The 15,644-nt window shown below is 69.2% G+C and carries 17 protein-coding genes; 10 read left to right on the top strand and 7 right to left on the bottom strand.

All coding sequences use genetic code 11. The features are described from left to right. Positions 1–150 precede the first annotated feature (150 nt). A complete protein-coding gene (locus DMH03_RS09485) occupies positions 151–519 on the top strand; it encodes a YciI family protein (RefSeq protein ID WP_125789303.1) in 369 nt (122 codons plus the stop codon). Next, positions 507–1,727 (top strand): RNA polymerase sigma factor, encoded by a 1,221-nt coding sequence (locus DMH03_RS09480; protein ID WP_125791664.1) that lies wholly within the window; start codon positions 507–509, stop codon positions 1,725–1,727. The genes DMH03_RS09485 and DMH03_RS09480 overlap by 13 nt, the downstream gene beginning before the upstream one ends. On the opposite strand, the gene soxR is transcribed toward DMH03_RS09480, so the two are convergent. Beyond that, on the bottom strand, positions 1,717–2,163 hold the full coding sequence (soxR, locus tag DMH03_RS09475; protein WP_125791663.1) for a redox-sensitive transcriptional activator SoxR: 447 nt from the start codon (positions 2,161–2,163) through the stop codon (positions 1,717–1,719). The genes DMH03_RS09480 and soxR overlap by 11 nt on opposite strands. Before the next feature lie 52 nt (positions 2,164–2,215). Here soxR and DMH03_RS09470 point away from each other — a divergent pair, with 52 nt between their 5' ends. The 3 genes from DMH03_RS09470 (at position 2,216) to DMH03_RS09460 (ending at position 4,876) form a co-directional block, all read left to right on the top strand. After that, the gene (locus DMH03_RS09470; RefSeq protein ID WP_233611387.1) at positions 2,216–2,836 is read left to right on the top strand and encodes an antibiotic biosynthesis monooxygenase; all 621 of its coding nucleotides are present in this window, start codon (positions 2,216–2,218) and stop codon (positions 2,834–2,836) included. Beyond that, positions 2,833–3,657 (top strand): NAD(P)H-binding protein, encoded by an 825-nt coding sequence (locus DMH03_RS09465; RefSeq protein WP_125791662.1) that lies wholly within the window; start codon positions 2,833–2,835, stop codon positions 3,655–3,657. Before DMH03_RS09470 ends, DMH03_RS09465 begins: the two co-directional genes overlap by 4 nt. Positions 3,658–3,781: 124 nt before the next feature. After that, positions 3,782–4,876, top strand: a complete 1,095-nt coding sequence (locus DMH03_RS09460; protein WP_125791661.1) for a class I SAM-dependent methyltransferase — start codon at positions 3,782–3,784, stop codon at positions 4,874–4,876. Here the strand turns inward: DMH03_RS09460 and DMH03_RS09455 are convergent. After that, positions 4,845–5,729 (bottom strand): LysR family transcriptional regulator, encoded by an 885-nt coding sequence (locus tag DMH03_RS09455; protein ID WP_125791660.1) that lies wholly within the window; start codon positions 5,727–5,729, stop codon positions 4,845–4,847. The genes DMH03_RS09460 and DMH03_RS09455 overlap by 32 nt on opposite strands. A gap of 70 nt (positions 5,730–5,799) precedes the next feature. Between DMH03_RS09455 and DMH03_RS09450 the strand changes: the two genes are divergently transcribed. Beyond that, positions 5,800–7,134 carry an FAD-binding oxidoreductase gene (locus tag DMH03_RS09450; protein WP_125791659.1) on the top strand — a complete coding sequence of 445 codons (1,335 nt, stop codon included), beginning with the start codon at positions 5,800–5,802 and terminating at the stop codon, positions 7,132–7,134. Between the two features lie 97 nt (positions 7,135–7,231). After that, a complete protein-coding gene (locus tag DMH03_RS09445; protein ID WP_125791658.1) occupies positions 7,232–8,413 on the top strand; it encodes an acyltransferase in 1,182 nt (393 codons plus the stop codon). Positions 8,414–8,489: 76 nt separating this feature from the next. Here the strand turns inward: DMH03_RS09445 and DMH03_RS09440 are convergent, their stop codons facing one another. Genes DMH03_RS09440 through DMH03_RS09430 form a run of 3 tightly spaced genes read right to left on the bottom strand, consistent with a single transcriptional unit; the run spans position 8,490 to position 10,005 of the window. Beyond that, complete coding sequence (locus DMH03_RS09440) at positions 8,490–8,906, bottom strand: nitroreductase family deazaflavin-dependent oxidoreductase (protein WP_125791657.1); 417 nt, start codon at positions 8,904–8,906, stop codon at positions 8,490–8,492. 36 nt (positions 8,907–8,942) lie between these two features. Continuing rightward, on the bottom strand, positions 8,943–9,293 hold the full coding sequence (locus DMH03_RS09435; protein WP_125791656.1) for a PLDc N-terminal domain-containing protein: 351 nt from the start codon (positions 9,291–9,293) through the stop codon (positions 8,943–8,945). A gap of 37 nt (positions 9,294–9,330) precedes the next feature. Next, positions 9,331–10,005, bottom strand: a complete 675-nt coding sequence (locus DMH03_RS09430) for an oxidoreductase (RefSeq protein ID WP_125791655.1) — start codon at positions 10,003–10,005, stop codon at positions 9,331–9,333. Between the two features lie 73 nt (positions 10,006–10,078). On the opposite strand from DMH03_RS09430, the gene DMH03_RS09425 reads away from it, so the two are divergent. Beyond that, complete coding sequence (locus tag DMH03_RS09425) at positions 10,079–10,936, top strand: PaaX family transcriptional regulator C-terminal domain-containing protein (RefSeq protein WP_125791654.1); 858 nt, start codon at positions 10,079–10,081, stop codon at positions 10,934–10,936. A 54-nt stretch (positions 10,937–10,990) separates the two neighbouring features. On the opposite strand, the gene DMH03_RS09420 is transcribed toward DMH03_RS09425, so the two are convergent. Next, on the bottom strand, positions 10,991–11,395 hold the full coding sequence (locus tag DMH03_RS09420) for a RidA family protein (protein WP_199748797.1): 405 nt from the start codon (positions 11,393–11,395) through the stop codon (positions 10,991–10,993). A 48-nt stretch (positions 11,396–11,443) separates the two neighbouring features. Between DMH03_RS09420 and DMH03_RS09415 the strand changes: the two genes are divergently transcribed. Next, positions 11,444–13,804, top strand: a complete 2,361-nt coding sequence (locus tag DMH03_RS09415) for a bifunctional salicylyl-CoA 5-hydroxylase/oxidoreductase (protein WP_125791652.1) — start codon at positions 11,444–11,446, stop codon at positions 13,802–13,804. Continuing rightward, the gene (locus tag DMH03_RS09410; RefSeq protein ID WP_125791651.1) at positions 13,801–14,943 is read left to right on the top strand and encodes an acyl-CoA dehydrogenase family protein; all 1,143 of its coding nucleotides are present in this window, start codon (positions 13,801–13,803) and stop codon (positions 14,941–14,943) included. The genes DMH03_RS09415 and DMH03_RS09410 overlap by 4 nt, the downstream gene beginning before the upstream one ends. Here DMH03_RS09410 and DMH03_RS09405 read toward each other — a convergent pair. Further along, positions 14,915–15,631 carry a DUF2306 domain-containing protein gene (locus DMH03_RS09405; protein WP_125791650.1) on the bottom strand — a complete coding sequence of 239 codons (717 nt, stop codon included), beginning with the start codon at positions 15,629–15,631 and terminating at the stop codon, positions 14,915–14,917. The genes DMH03_RS09410 and DMH03_RS09405 overlap by 29 nt on opposite strands. Positions 15,632–15,644: the final 13 nt, after the last annotated feature.

Genomic DNA, 15,644 nt, shown 5'->3' with positions numbered 1-15,644 from the left:
GTAGCAGTACTACCTAGATAGCACTACAAGCTAGTTTGACCTGCGCCGATGTGCGCGAAAAGAAAAAACGCGGAAAAATCGCCGCCACTGTCGAATCGGCGGGACGCCCTTCGTATAGGGAGTGACAACCGCACGATTGAGGAGGACGCCATGACCCAGTACCTGATAAGCCTGTACCACCCCGACGGCCCCATCCCGCCGCCGGAGGTGCTCGAACCGGTGATGCGCAAGATCCAGGCGCTCAACGACGAGATGAAGACCGCGGGTGTCTGGGTGTTCGCCGCCGGACTCCACCCGCCGACCACCGCGACCGTGCTCCGGGCCAAGGAGAACGGCGAGATCGCGATGACGGACGGCCCGTACGTCGAAGGGAAGGAGCACCTCGGCGGTTTCACCATCGTCGAAGTACCGGATCTGGACGCCGCGCTCGACTGGGGCCGCCGGGTCGCCGAGATCACCTACCTGCCGGTCGAGGTCCGGCCGTTCCAGGGCGTGGAAGACCCTTCGTGCGTCCCCTGACCACCGAAGACATCGGCCGTGTCTTCACCGAGGAGTACGGCCGCGCGGTGTCCGTGCTGGTCCGGGTCTTCGGCAACATCGACATCGCCGAAGACGCGGTCCAGGACGCCTTCGCCGCGGCGGTGGACCGGTGGCCGTCCACCGGTCCGCCGCCGAGCCCGGCCGGCTGGATCATCACGACCGCCCGCAACAAGGCCGTCGACCGCCTGCGGCGGGACGCGGCCCGCGACGACAAGCACGCGCAGGCCGCGCTGCTCAACGCCGACAACGAACCAGCGGAGGAGGGCCCGGTGCGTGACGATCGCTTGCGGCTGATCTTCACCTGTTGCCACCCCGCGCTGGCCGTTCCCTCGCAGGTCGCGCTGACGCTGAAGCTGCTGGGCGGTTTGACCACCGGCGAGATCGCGCACGCGTTCTTCGTCCCCGAAGCGACGATGGCGCAGCGGCTCGTCCGGGCGAAGGGCAAGATCCGCGACGCGAAGATCCCGTATCGCGTCCCGGGCGACGCCGACCTGCCGGATCGGCTGCGTTCGGTGCTCGCCGTGATCTACCTCGTGTTCAACGAGGGTTACGCGGCCACTTCGGGCGAGCGGCTGGTGCGGGAGGACCTGTGCGCCGAGGCGATCCAGCTCGGCAGGCTGCTGACCGGCCTCATGCCGGACGAACCGGAGGCGACCGGGTTGCTGGCGCTGATGCTGTTGACCGAATCGCGTCGCGCGGCCCGCACCGGCGCGGACGGCGACGTCGTACTGCTGGCGGAACAGGACCGGTCGCGGTGGGACCGGGAGCTGATCGCCGAAGGGCAGACGCTGGTCCGCGCGTGCCTGCGGCGGAACCAGCCGGGGCCGTACCAGATCCAGGCGGCGATCAACGCCGTCCACAGCGACGCCGCCGACACGGCGAGCACGGACTGGTCGCAGATCGTCCAGCTGTACGACCTGCTGCTGGAGCTGAACCCGACCCCGATCGTCGCGCTCAACCGGGCCGTCGCGGTGGCGGAAGTCGACGGCCCGGCGGCGGCGCTCACCGCGATCGACGGCCTCGATCTGGAGGAATACCACCTCTACCACGCCATCCGCGCCGATCTGCTGCATCGCGCCGGCCGCGAGACGGAATCGGCGCGGGAGTACGAAGCGGCCATCCGAAGAGCCGGGAACAGCGCCGAAAGACGGCTGCTGGAGCGGAAGATGGCCCTGGTCAGTCGTTGATCAGCCGCGCCGGGCCCGGCCCCTTGGCGGCGAGGACGTCACCGGGGTTCACCAGGACGCACTGCTCGAAGGACAGGCAGCCGCAACCGATGCATTCGGTGAACCGGTCGCGCATGCACTCCAGCTGCTCGATGCGTTTGTTGAGTTCGGCGCTCCAGCATTCCGAGGCGCGCTGCCAAAAGGCCTGATCCGGCGCGGCACCCTCCGGCAGGAACGCGAGCACGTCGCCGATCACCTCCAGCGGGATGCCGAGGTGGTGCGACGCGCGGATGAACGCGACCACTCGGAGCATGGTGCGGGGATAGCGGCGCTGGTTCCCGCTGGTCCGCCTGCTGCCGATGAGGCCTTGGCGCTCGTAGAACCGCAGGGCGGAGGTGGCGACACCACTGCGCCGGGACAGTTCCCCGATGGTGAGTTCGGACGGCAGTTCGGCCATGTCCGCCATCCTAGCTTGACTTCAACCCTTGTTTAAGTTTCATGCTGGAGGCATGACGAAACAGGGGATCGAGAAAATGACCATCCACAAGGGACACTGGCCGGAACCGGCGGCCGGCTTGGTCGCGGTGGCGAGGGAGTACCCGGACACCGACACGGCGCGGGCGGCGTTCGAGGCGCGGGCGAACGGAGCCGAAGGGCTCGTCTCCTTCACCGCGTACGAGGGCATCGACCACGACGGCGCCTTCACTTACGAGCAGTGGACCAGCGAAGACGCGATCCAGGACCTGGACGGCGCGCCCGTGTTCCAGCTCTACCGCGGGCAGCGCGGCGAGGGTGTGCCCGGCTGCCTCGTGATCGTCTCGGTCGAGTTCGAGGGCCCTGACGAGCGACGACAGCGCGACTGGATCGACCTCGTCTTCGAAGCGCTGGCGTCGGAACCCGCGCGGCCGGAAGGCGGTATCGGCGGGCATTTCCACGTCAGCACCGACGGGACCCGGGTGTTGAACTACGCCGAATGGACCAGTGCCGAAGCGCACCGCGCCGCGCTCGCGGCCCCAGGCTCCGACGGCATCGGCACCACGGACGTGTGGAAGAAGGTGCAGACCTACCCGGGGATGTCGGGCGGGTCCGTCAAGCGGTACCGCCCGATCGTCTCGGCGGTGGCGGCATGAAGCCGATCCTGGTCGCCGGCGCCACCGGCCACGTCGGCTCGCAAGTGGTCGCCCAGTTGCGGTCGCGAGACGTCCCGGTCCGGCCGCTGAGCCGGAATCCGCCGCCGGACGGGGTCCGCGGCGACCTGACGGATCCGGAAACGATCGCACCGGCGCTCGACGGCGTCGACACGGTGTTCCTGATGCTCGCCGGATCCGCCGAGGCACTGGTGCCCACCGTGGCACTGCTCGGGGAGCGGGTGAAGCGCGTGGTGTTCCTGTCCTCGGGAGCCGTCGACGATTCCTTGGCGGAACAGGACAACGCCATCGGCACCTGGCACCGGACCGTCGAGGAGGCGATCGAAGCCGCGGGCGTGGACTGGACCTTCCTGCGGCCGCACGCGTTCGCGACGAACACCCTCGGCTGGGCGCCGTCGATTCGCGCGGACGGCGTCGTCCGCGGGGTGTACGGCGAGGCGGCCATGACGATGATCCACGAGCGGGACATCGCCGCGGTGGCCGTCGAAGCGCTCACCGGAGACGGGCACGCGGGGGCGAAGTACGTGCTCACCGGGCCGCGGCCGATCACGCAGAGCGAGCAGGTGCGCCTCATCAGCGAGGCCGCCGGCCGCCCGGCGCGCTGGGAGGAAACCCCGTTGGAGGAAACCAGGGCGGCCATGCTCGCGAAAATGCCGGACTTCATCGTCGACACGATGCTGACCGGATTCCGGGAACTCGTCACGAAACCCGGCGAGGTCACCTCGGCCGTCCAGGACGTCACCGGCAGGCCGGCGCTGGAGTTCGACGTCTGGGCCGCGGATCACGCCGCCGCGTTCCGGTAGGCTCGGATACGTGTCGACGCCGGTTCATGCCGCGGTGGTCCGCTAGCCGCCGTTCCTGACCTTGTCCCCGACGAGCCACACCCGCGGGGTCTCTTCGCCGCGGGCGGATCCAGGAACGGAAACCATGAACCCCCTGTCCACAAAGGACGGTGGTCGGCACTGGCTGACCACCGTCGGCGTGAAACCGCCTCTCACCGTTGTCGACGTCGACGACGGGATCACCGCCGACGAGGCGTTCCGGCTGGCCACTTCCGGCACCGGACTCGCCTGGTACGGCGACTTCCCCGGCGCGCGGAACCTCCTCGCCGCGCTGTCCCGCCGGTGCGGAACGGCGGCCGGGAAACCCTTTCCGGACCAGCGGAACCATCAGTCACGCCGGGCACGGCTCCTCGGCAGGCTGCTGGTCCCGCTGGATCCCGGCCACGTCCTGCCGTTGCGTCGCGGGCCGGACGTACGCGACGCCTGCGCCGAGGTCTACGGGCCTTCCGAAACCGCGTCGCTGGTGTCCCTGCGCGAACTGCTCGGCGTCATCGGCGCGCACGAATGGCGGGTGAAGGGCGTCGAAATCCCGGCGCTCGGCGCGAAACTCCATCCGCACCACGGGGTCTTCTCCCCCGTCCGCGGCGAGTACGTCGATCTGGTGGCGAGGACTCCCTTGCCCGCCAAGGAACTGGCCTTCGACATCGGCACCGGGACCGGCGTGCTCGCCGCGGTCCTCGCACGCCGGGGCGTGAAGCGCGTGGTGGCGACGGACAACGAACCCCGCGCGCTCGCCTGCGCACGCGAGAATTTCGAACGCCTCGGTTTCGGCGGGATCGAAACGCTCGAAACGGATGTGTTCCCGCCGGGCCGCGCGCCGCTGGTCGTCTGCAATCCGCCGTGGCTGCCGTCCCGCGCGCGGACTCCGCTCGAACGCGCCGTCTACGACCCGGGAAGCCGGATGCTCAAGGCGTTCCTGGACCGGCTGCCCCGGCACCTCGAGCCCGGCGGGGAGGCGTGGCTGATCCTGTCCGACCTCGCCGAACTGCTGGGCCTGCGCACGCGCGACGAGCTGCTGGCCGCGTTCGACCGGTCCGGCCTCGAAATCCGGGGCCGGGAGGACATCCGGCCGCGGCATCCGCGCGTCACCGATCGGACGGATCCGTTGCACGACGCCCGCGCGCGGGAGGTGACCTCGCTGTGGCGGCTCACAACCCGAGCAGCGCCCGAGCCTGACTGATGAACACGCGGGCGGCGGGGCTGACCGGCCCCTCCGTCCGCCAGGCCAGCGCCAGTTTCGCGCGCAGCCCGGCAGGCCGCGTGATCTCCATGGCGTGCAGATCCGTGTAGTGCGTCGCCAGCGACATCGGCACCACGGCGACACCGAGCCCTCGGCCGACCAGTTCGGCGACGACGTTCGGATCGCCCGCCTCCAGCGTCACCCTCGGCTGCGCGCTGTCGGCGAGGAACGCGGCGTCGACGATCGCGCGCATGCCGGTGCCCTTCGGCAGGCTCACCAGCGAGCGGCTTTCCAGCTCCGACAGCGTGATCGTGGCCTTCGCGATGAGCGGATCCTCCGGCCCGGAGATGGCGACGAGCGGCTCGTCGAGGACGACCTCGAAACCGATCCCGGGCGGCGGTTCCCCGGAGAGCCCGATCAGCGCGATGTCGAAGCGGCCGTCGGCGACGCCCGCGAGCAGGACGTCGGAGGTGGCCTCGGCGAGCGTGATGTCCACGGCGGGATGCCGTTCGTGGAAGCGGGCGAGCAGATCCGGGAGGTTGACCGGACCGCGCGAGGACACCATGCCCATCGCGACCTGGCCGCGGACCAGGCCGGTGAGGTCGTCGACCGCCTGCCGCACCCCGGCGACGGCGGCGAGCGCGGCCCGCGCGTGCGGGAGCGCGGCGGCACCCACCTCGGTCAGCCGCACCGACCTGGCCGACCGGTCGAGCAGCGGCTGCCCGAGTTCGCGTTCGAGACGGCGGATCTGGGCGCTGACGCCTGGCTGCGCGACGTGCAGCCGCTCGGCGGCGCGGGTGAAATTCGCTTCTTCGGCTACCGCGACGAAGTATTCGAGCTGACGCAGTTCCATAACCGATGATTCTAGTTCCCAGACAAACTAGATCTTGGACTTCTGGCGGAATCGAGACCACCCTGGTGTCATGACCACCATGCTCCGCTCCGGCGACCCGGATTACGACAACGAACTCGCCGGTTTCCAGACCGCCGTGCCCCGCCGCCCCGACGTCATCGTGCCCGCCGCTTCGGCCGCCGACGTCGACGAGGCCGTCCGCTACGCCGGCGAGCACGACCTCCCGATCGCCGTTCATTCGACCGGGCACGGCGTGGGCGTCCCCTTCGAGGGCGGCGTCCTCGTCACCACCCACCGTATGACCGGGATCCGGATCGACGACGGAGTCGCACGGGTCGACGCGGGCGTGCGCTGGGGTGCGGTCATCGAGGCGGCCGCCCAGCACGGGCTGGCGCCGCTCAGCGGTTCCTTCCCCGGTGTCGGCGTCGTCGGCTACACCCTCGGAGGCGGGTTCAGCCTGCTCGGCCGCAAGTACGGGCTGGCCGCCGACCAGGTGACCGCGATCGAGGTCGTGACCGCCGACGGCGAACTCCGCCGCGCCACCCCGGACACCGAACAGGACCTGTTCTGGGCCTTGCGTGGCGGCCGCGACAACTTCGGGATCGTCACCGCGCTCGAGTTCCGGCTCGTCCCGGTCACCCGGCTGTACGGCGGCAGCCTGCAATTCGGCACCGAATCGCTGTCCGCGGTGCTCCACGCCTGGCGCGATTGGGCGGCGGAGATGCCGCGCGAGATGACGTCTTCGCTGGGCATGGTCCCGATGCCGGATCTGCCGATGGTGCCCGGACCGCTGCGCGGGCAGCACGTCGCCCAGATCCGGGTCGCCTACCTCGGCGACGCCGCCGAGGGCGAACGCCTGGTCGCGCCGCTGCGCGCCGCCGCCCCCGTACTGGGTGACACGCTCGCCGAGCTCCCGTTCACCGAATCGGGCAAGATCGCGAACGAGCCGCCCTTCCCGCACGGCTACCGCGCCGACAACGTCACCGTTTCCAAGCTCGGCGACTCGATGCTCGACGCGATCCTCGAACACGCCGGCCCGGACGCCCCGGTGCCGACCGTCGTCCTGCTGGATCTGCTCGGCGGCGCGCTGTCCGACCCGCCCGAGCACCCCGGCGTCGGATGGGACCGTGAAGCCCGCTTCACCGTGCGGGCACTGTCCGTAGTGGACGACACGGGCATGGCCGAGATCAAGGCGGCCCACGGGAAACTGTTCGACGCGCTGAAGCCCTGGTCGACCGGCAAACTGCTGACCTTCGTCTACGGCGAGAGCGGCGCCGACGAGGAAGCGTCCAAGGTCTACTCCCCGGCCGATCTGCGTCGGCTCGCCCAGGTCAAGGCCGCCGTCGACCCGGCGAACCGGTTCCGGCTGACGCATAACGTCGAACCGGCGCGTGACGCTGGGTGATGCCCGAAATCCGCTGGTAGATGGCCTCCATCCGGGGCGAAGGCACAGTGGGCGGGACCCGTATACTTCCGGGCCGATACCGCCATTAGGGGGCACTGTGCGCACTTTGGACCATGACGAGTTCCTCGCCATGCGTCGGTTCCCCGCGCTCGACGGGCTGCGCGCGATCGCGGCCACCATCGTGATCCTCTTCCACTTCGCGGGTCCGAAATGGAACTGGCTGTCCGGCTGGGTCGGTGTCTACATCTTCTTCGTGCTGTCCGGTTTCCTGATCACGACGCTGCTGCTGCGTGAACAGGACCGGACCGGCCGGATCTCGCTTTCGGCGTTCTACCTGCGGCGGGTGTTCCGGATCCTGCCGCCGTACCTGGTGATCCTCGGCGGCATCGTGGTGTTCGTGTGGCTGCGCGGCGAGTTCTTCACCCGCGAACTGCCGCACGCGCTGAAGTACTACCTGACCTTCTTCAACGAGTTCTTCCCCGCCAGCAGCCCGAACGGGCCGGACAACTTCTTCAGCGGCTCGTGGACGCTGGGCATCGAGGAGAAGTTCTACCTGGTCTGGCCGTTCCTGCTGGTGGTCGCGGGCGCTGTCGGGCTGGCCGCGGCGTGGCGCAAACTCGCGCTGGCGTTCGCCGCGTTCGCGCTGATGGCCGGGCTGGTGGGGGTCACCAGCGGCTGGGTGCTCAACGGGCCGCAGGTGCCGATCTACCGGTCGACCGTGCACTACGCGATCCTGCTGATCGGCTGCGTGCTGGCGATCGCGATGCACTACCGCCGGTCCTACGCGGTGATCAAACCGCTCACCCATCCGCTCGCGGCGATCCCGGTGTTCGGCGCGTTCGCCGTCCTGCACGTCAACATGGAAAGCCTGTGGTGGGAGACCGGCAGCAACCTGGGTCTGCTGATCGCCTACGGCCTGCTCTCGGCGATGTTGCTGGTCGTGCTGGTCTCGCCGGGGCCGCTGCGCTGGCTGCTGGCGACGAAGGTGATGCGCTTCGTCGGTGAGCGTTCGTACTCGCTCTACCTGCTGCAGGGCCCGGTGCACTTCGCCGTGGTCGCGGCGATCCCGCCGCTGGGCGAGCACCGGATGATCAGCGCGCTGACCGTGTTCGCGGTCGGGCTCGGGATCGCGGATCTCATCCACCGCTGGGTCGAGCAGCCGATGATCCTCACCGGCAAGAAGCTGATCGCGCGCCGCCAGGAGCGCAAGGCACTGCGTGCGGCCGAAGCCGAACTCAAGCGCCCGAGCGCCGTCGAAGCCCCCAGCGGCGCGCGCTGACCCTCCCGCGTTTCGTCCTCTGAATGCGATAGTTGCAGGCGCAGGTACCGCATCCAGAGGACTAAATGCGGCTGGGTCAGCGGGAGATCGTGACGATCGGGATCACCCGATCGGTCTTCTCCTCGTAGTCGGCGAAGCCCGGCATGAGGCTGACCATCTTCGCGTAGAGACGGTCACGCTCGGCGCGGTCTTCGAGCACCACGGTCGCGGTCGCGTCGAACTTCTCCGTGCCGACCTCGATGGTGACCTTCGGGTTCGCCACGATGTTGTGGTACCAGGCCGGGTTCTTGTCCGCCCCGGCGTACGACGCGGCGACGATGTACTTGCCGTCTTCCTCCGCATACGCGAGCGGCGAGGTCCGCGGCTCGCCGCTCTTCGCCCCGATGGTGGTGAGCAGCAGCAGGGAACCGCCCTCGAACGGGCCGCCAACCTTGCCCTCGTTCTCGCGGAACTCCTTGATGATGTTCTTGTTCCAGTCCAACGCTTCGGACATGCTTTCCTCCAGTGTCGATCTCTCCTGCGAGGCTACTCAGCCTTCGCGCGCCTTGCGGCGCTGCGCCTCGGCCCGTTCCCGGCACTTGCGGAGGAACTCTTCGTCGTCTTCGGCACTCGTCGCGGCGAACCGGCCCGGCCGGTCGTACTCCGGGAACGCCGGCGTCTCCCGCTCGTACCGGCCGCGCCGGGCGCGGGCGGCGCCCTGCGGACGACCGGCCACCAGCCAGACGATCGAGCCGATCAGCGGGACGATCAGCACCAGCAGCAGCCACATCCCCTTCGGCATGTTGCGGCACGATCCCTCGTCCGTGGTGATCACGTCGACAAGGCAGAAGATCCACAGACCGAGCGTGAGAACGCCGAATAAACCATTGAAATACAGCATCGAAAGACTCCCCAGTTCCAGATGACCGGGGTAAGTATTAGCACAGGAGTGCGTCGAGAATTCCCGCGGCCACTTGCAGTGCCTGCGCTTCTCCCGGGCACCGCTTGGGCCCTGTTCCGAACGGCCGTTCCGACAGGTCCACCTCGACCACCTCGCCGCCGACCCACCGCCGGGTGATCCGGATCGGCGGATCCTCCCGCAGCACCCGAGCGAGCAAACCTTCGGCGTCCTCATCGGACCGGTGGGCGGCCAGCGCCTTCCCGAGCAGCTTGGCCGTCGCGTCACAGGCCTGGACCAGAAGCCCGATCCGTGCGGCCGTCCGCTCGTCGACGTCGCCCCCGCAGACCTCGATCAGCCGTCGCATTGCTTCTTCGGCGTCGTCCCCGATTCCCGTATGCGGGTGGTAGCTGCCGGAAACCGTCGCGATGTCGCGGGAAACGTCCGGCAGGCCGAGCTCGGCCGCCAGCACGGCGACCGGGACCGTCCGCAGGATCCGGTCCACCCCGCCGTCCCGCATTTCGCGAGTGAGCGCGAAAGCCTTGTCCCGCAACGCCCCCATCGTCGCGAGCTCGTCGAGCACCAACGCCCGCCGCCGCGCGTGGTCCTCCGGACGGCTGAACCGGGCCACCTTGGCCCGCAACCACCCGACACCACCCGGCTCGACGTCCTGAGGCACCGGCGGGACAGGGGCTTCGATCAGCGGATTCTCCATGTCGCCACGCTAAGTGCGGAACGCTTCGGTCACGGCCGAAACGAGAGCGCGCCTTCGTTGTTATGGTGACCGGGTGACGGCCGTGTCGGAGGCAACCGAAGTCGACGGCGCGGGGCGAACGGCGCAACCGCGCCAGTTGATCGTGACCGTGTACGGCCTCTATTCGCGCGGCGAAGGCGGCTGGCTTTCGGTCCGCTCCCTGATCGATCTGCTGGCCGGCGTGGACGTCGAGGAACCCGCCGTCCGGTCGTCGATCTCGCGGCTGAAGCGGCGCGGGATCCTTTCCGCGGTGCGCCGCGACGGGGCCGCCGGTTACGAACTTTCCGAAACCGCGCTGGCGATCCTGCGCGAAGGCGACGAGCGGATCTTCCGCCGCGAACGCGCCACCCCCGCCGATGGCTGGCTGCTCGCGGTGTTCTCCGTCCCGGAAGCCGAACGGCACAAAAGGCACGTTCTTCGCACGCAGCTCGCCCGGCTCGGCTTCGGGACCGCGTCGTCCGGGGTCTGGATCGCGCCCGCGCATCTGCGTGACGCGACCTCCGACATGCTGCGACGGCTCGAACTGGAGGGTTACGCCGATCTCTTCCACGCCGAGCATCTCGCGTTCGGCGACGTGCGGGAGAAGATCCGCGACTGGTGGGACCTCGACCAGCTCGAGTCGCTGTACACCGCGTTCCTCGACGAGCACGCGGCCGCGCTCCGGCGATGGCAACGGCGCAAGACCACGGACGAGGCCGAAGCGTTCGCCGACTACGTGCGGGTGCTCACCGACTGGCGGCGGCTGCCCTACCTCGACCCGGGGCTGCCCGCCGAACTGCTGCCGTCCGGCTGGGCCGGGATCCGGGCCGCGGATCTGTTCTTCACGCTGCACGCGCGGTTGGGCGAAGCCGCGGCCGCGCACGTCTCGCGCACCATTTCCGACATGTCATGAAAGGGTCGTTCAGGACGAAATATGTCCTGAACGACCCTTTCATGACATGTCGCTTCACGCGGCCACCACCGCGAAGCCCTGCACCTCCACCAGCGCCTCGGCGTCCCAAAGCCGGCTGACGCCGATCCCCGCCATCGCGGGGTACTCGCTCCCGGCCAGCCGCTTCCACACCGCGCCGATCTCGCGCGCGTGGGCGCGGTAGTCGTCCATGTCGACGATGTAGATGGTCACGCTGCACAGGTCCGACGGCCCGCCGCCCGCCGCCCGCAACGCGGTGAGCAGATTGGACAGCGCGCGTTCGAACTGCGCGACCACGCCGTCGCCGACGATGCGGTTCTCCTCGTCCAACGCCGTCTGACCGGCGAGGAAGACGAATTTCCCGGTCGCGGCGACGGCGTGCGAGAAGCCGGAGGGGCGGCCGAGCTCGGGCGGGTTGATGCGCTCCATACGGGTCAGCATATCCCGTATCGTTGACGGTCGTACATACCGCGACATACCCTGAGCGACGTGCGTATCGCGGTGTTAGGCGGCGGCCCGGCGGGGCTCTACTTCGCCACGCTGGCGAAACAGCTCCATCCCGATCACGAGATCACCGTCTGGGAGCGCAACGCGCCCGACGACACCTTCGGGTTCGGGGTGGTGTTCTCCGACGAGACGCTCGGCGGGATCGAACACGCCGATCCGGTGATCCACGCCGCCATGCGGGCCGAGTTCGCGCGCTGGGACGACATCGACGTCCACTTCCGCGGCACGGTGCACACCTCCGGCGGGCACGGGTTCGCCGCGATGAGCCGCAAACGGCTGCTCGGCATCCTCCAGGAACGCTGCGCGGAGCTCGGCGTGGACGTCCGTTTCCACACCGAGGCGCCGAGCGCGGCCGAGGCGAGCGCCGAGTACGACCTCGTCGTCGCGGCGGACGGCGTCAATTCCCCGACTCGCAACGCGCTCGCCGAGAGCTTCCGCCCGAACCTCCAGACCCGGCGTTGCAAGTACATCTGGCTCGGCACGGATCTCGTGTTCGACGCCTTCAAGTTCCACGTACTCGAAACCCCGCACGGGATCATGCAGATCCACGGCTACCCGTACAGCGACACCGCGAGCACGTTCATCCTCGAACTGCACGAGGACGTCTGGCAGCGCGCGTTCGGCGAGATCGCCGCGACCGCGTTGGCGCCGGGTGAAAGCGACGAGAAGTCCATCGAGGTCATCCGCGAACTGTGCGCGGACGTCCTCGGCGGTCACCAGGTGTTCGCCAACAACTCGAAGTGGACCGCGTTCGCCACCGTGCGCTGCGCGAGCTGGCGGCACGAGAACGTCGTCCTGCTCGGCGACGCCGCGCATACGGCCCACTTTTCCATCGGCTCCGGCACGAAACTCGCCATGGAGGACGCGCTCGCGCTCGCCGCCTGCCTGCGCGAACAGTCCGATATGGACAGTGCGTTGGAAGCCTACGAAGCCGAACGCCGCCCCGTCGTCACCTCCACCCAGCGCGCCGCACAGGCGAGCCTGGAGTGGTTCGAGAACATGGGCCAGTACACCCACCAGGATCCGGCGCAGTTCGCGTTCAACATCCTCACCCGCAGCCGCCGCGTCACCTACGACAACCTCCGGCTGCGCGATCCCGAGTTCGCCGCCGAACTGGACACCTGGTTCGCGTCCACTGTGCACTCATCGGACTCCGACGTCCGGCCGCCGATGTTCCAGCCGTTCCGCATCGGGAGCCTGGAGCTGCCGAACCGCGTCGTCGTCTCGCCGATGGACATGTACTCCTCCGAAGACGGCGTCCCGACCGATTTCCACTTGGTACACCTGGGAAGCAAGGCGCTCGGCGGTGCCGGTCTGGTGATGACGGAGATGGTCTGCGTCTCCGAAACCGGCCGCATCACCCCGGGCTGCGGCGGCCTCTACACCGAAGAACAAGAACAAGCCTGGGCAAGAGTCACCGACTTCGTCCACGCCCACACCCCAGCGCGGATCGGCGTCCAGCTCGGCCACTCCGGGCGCAAGGGTTCCACGAAACTGATGTGGGACGGCATCGATCAGCCGCTGTCCGAGGGCAACTGGGAGGTCTGCGCCCCGTCCGCGATCCCGTACAGCGACGCGAATCAGATCCCGCGCGAGCTCTCGATCCCTGAGCTACAAGAGATCCGTGACCAGTTCGCGCACTCCGCCGCTGCCGCCGCGCGCGCCGGGTTCGACCTCCTCGAACTCCACTGCGCGCACGGCTACCTCCTGTCGTCGTTCCTGTCGCCGCTGACCAACCGGCGGACCGACGAGTACGGCGGCTCGCTGGAGAACAGGCTGCGCTTCCCGCTCGAAGTCTTCGACGCCGTCCGCGCGGCCTGGCCAGCGGAGCGGCCGATGACGGTCCGTATCTCCGCGACCGACTGGTACGACGGCGGGATCGACGTCGACGACGCCGTCGAGATCGCCCGCGCGTTCGCCGAGCACGGGGCGGACGGCATCGACGTCTCGACCGGTCAGGTCGTCAGCGAGGAGAAACCCGAGTACGGCCGCAGTTACCAGACGCCGTACGCGGACCGGATCCGCAACGAGATCGGGCGCGAGTACGGGATCGCGGTGATCGCCGTCGGCGCGATCTCCTCCTACGACGACGTCAACTCGCTGATCCTGGCGGGCCGCGCGGATCTGTGCGCGCTCGGCAGGACACATCTTTACGATCCACAATGGACGTTGCACGCCGCCGCCGAACAGGGCTATCCGATGCCGTGGCCGAAGCAGTTCGCGGCGGGCAGCCGGAAACCGCAGGGCGGCCGCACCGACGGGCCGAAACCACGGCTGGAGCTGTTGCGTTCGGGCGAACCCGGCACCGCACACGCCCGCTGGCGACCTGGGAGCGACCGATGACAGCCTTCGCACTGAGCCCCGAACAGCAGGCCTTCGCCGACGAGGTCCGGCGGCTGGGCGCCGAAAAGCTCCGCCCGCTGGCCGAATCCGGCACCGAAGGAGCGGTGAACCGGCCGCTGCTCAAGGAAATGGGCGCGCTCGGCCTGCTTTCCCGGCTGTTCCCGGGCGTCGACGGCGGCAGTCCGAGCCGGGAAGCCGCCGCGACGGATCTGTGCATCCTGCGGGAATCGCTCGCGAGCCAGAGCACCGAAGCCGAGACCGCGTTGGCGTTGCAGGGTTTGGGCACGTACCCCGTGCTGCAGTCCGGGCAGGACTCGCAGGTCGCGAAGTGGGTTCCCGCCGTGGCCTCGGGTGACGCGGTCGCCGCTTTCGCGCTCACCGAACCGAACGCGGGTTCGGACGCGGCGGCGCTGGAACTCGCCGCCGAACCCGACGGCGACGGCTGGCGTCTCACCGGCGAGAAGATGTGGATCTCCAACGCCCCCGAGGCCGATTTCTACAGCGTTTTCGCCCGCACCACCCCGGAAGCGGGCTCGCGCGGCGTGTCCGCGTTCGTCGTCCCGGCCGACCGCGCCGGGCTGTCGGGTGAGCACCTCGACCTCGTCAGCCCGCATCCCATCGGCACCCTGGTCTTCGACGGCGTCCGCGTGGAGCGGGACGAGCTGCTCGGCGAACAGGACCGCGGTTTCGGCGTGGCCATGCGGACGCTGGACCTGTTCCGGCCGAGTGTCGGCGCGTTCGCCGTCGGGATGGCGCAGGCCGCACTCGACGCCGCCGTCGCCCACGCGCAGACCAGGGTCGCGTTCGGCGGCCCGCTCCTGAAGCAGCAGACCGTGGCGCACACCCTCGCCGAAATGGCGACCCGCACCGAGGCCTCGCGTCTGCTGGTCTACGCCGCGGCCGCCGCCTACGACGCGGGCGAGCGGAACCTCGCCGGCCGCGCCGCGATGGCGAAACTGTTCGCCACCGAGACCGCGCAGTACGTCGTCGACTCCGCCGTGCAGATCCACGGCGCGCGGGCGCTGCGGCGAGGGCATCTGCTCGAACACCTCTACCGCGAGGTCCGCGCGCCGCGGATCTACGAAGGCGCGTCCGAAGTGCAGCGGACGATCATCGCGCGATCGCTGACTTCTTCCTAGCCGGACGGCGATCGAGGTACCACTGCGTGGCGATCACGACCAGCGTCGGGCTCAGCCAGGCCGTGATCCCGGCGACCGACTGGGTCAAGGCGAGTTCGCTGCCGCCGAACGTGGTCTCCAGCTGCGGTTGCAGCACGATCACCGCGACCGGGCCGACCAGACGGCTGACGATGATCGACATGGTCAGCGCGAAACTGCGGATCATCCAGCGGCGGTGATCGCCGAACCGGCGCTGCCGTGCCGCGCGCCAGCCGGCGAACGTGCACGCCAGCCACAGCACCCCGGCCAGCACGTTGGCCACCCGCGTCACCGGGCCGAACGGGCTCATCGCGCCGACGGTCAGCGCCAGCAGCCCGGCCGGGAGCACCCCGGCGAAGACGTACACGCGGCCGATCTTCCGGTGCACCGCCGGGTATTTCGCCCGGAACCACGGCCAGATCTGGAGCAGCGCCCCGACCATCGCGATCGAGCCGAACAGCACGTGCGCCGCGAGGAACCAGTAGTGCGAGGTGAACCCGGCCGGCTGCGGGACCCGTGACAGCGATGGGTCCATCGCCAGATACGGCGGCATCGAAAAGGCCAGGAACACCACGACGACGACGGCCAGCGGCCCCACCCACGGCCTCCGCCACCACGATTTCCGTGGCACCGTACCCGGTTCGTCACGTTGTTCGAGCCTGACGGTCATCACTGTCCCCCAC

The organism is Amycolatopsis sp. WAC 01376 (assembly GCF_003947415.1).
Classification (GTDB): Bacteria; Actinomycetota; Actinomycetes; order Mycobacteriales; family Pseudonocardiaceae; genus Amycolatopsis.
Note: the sequence above shows the minus strand (reverse complement) of the source record. Positions and strands in the feature narration are given on the sequence as shown.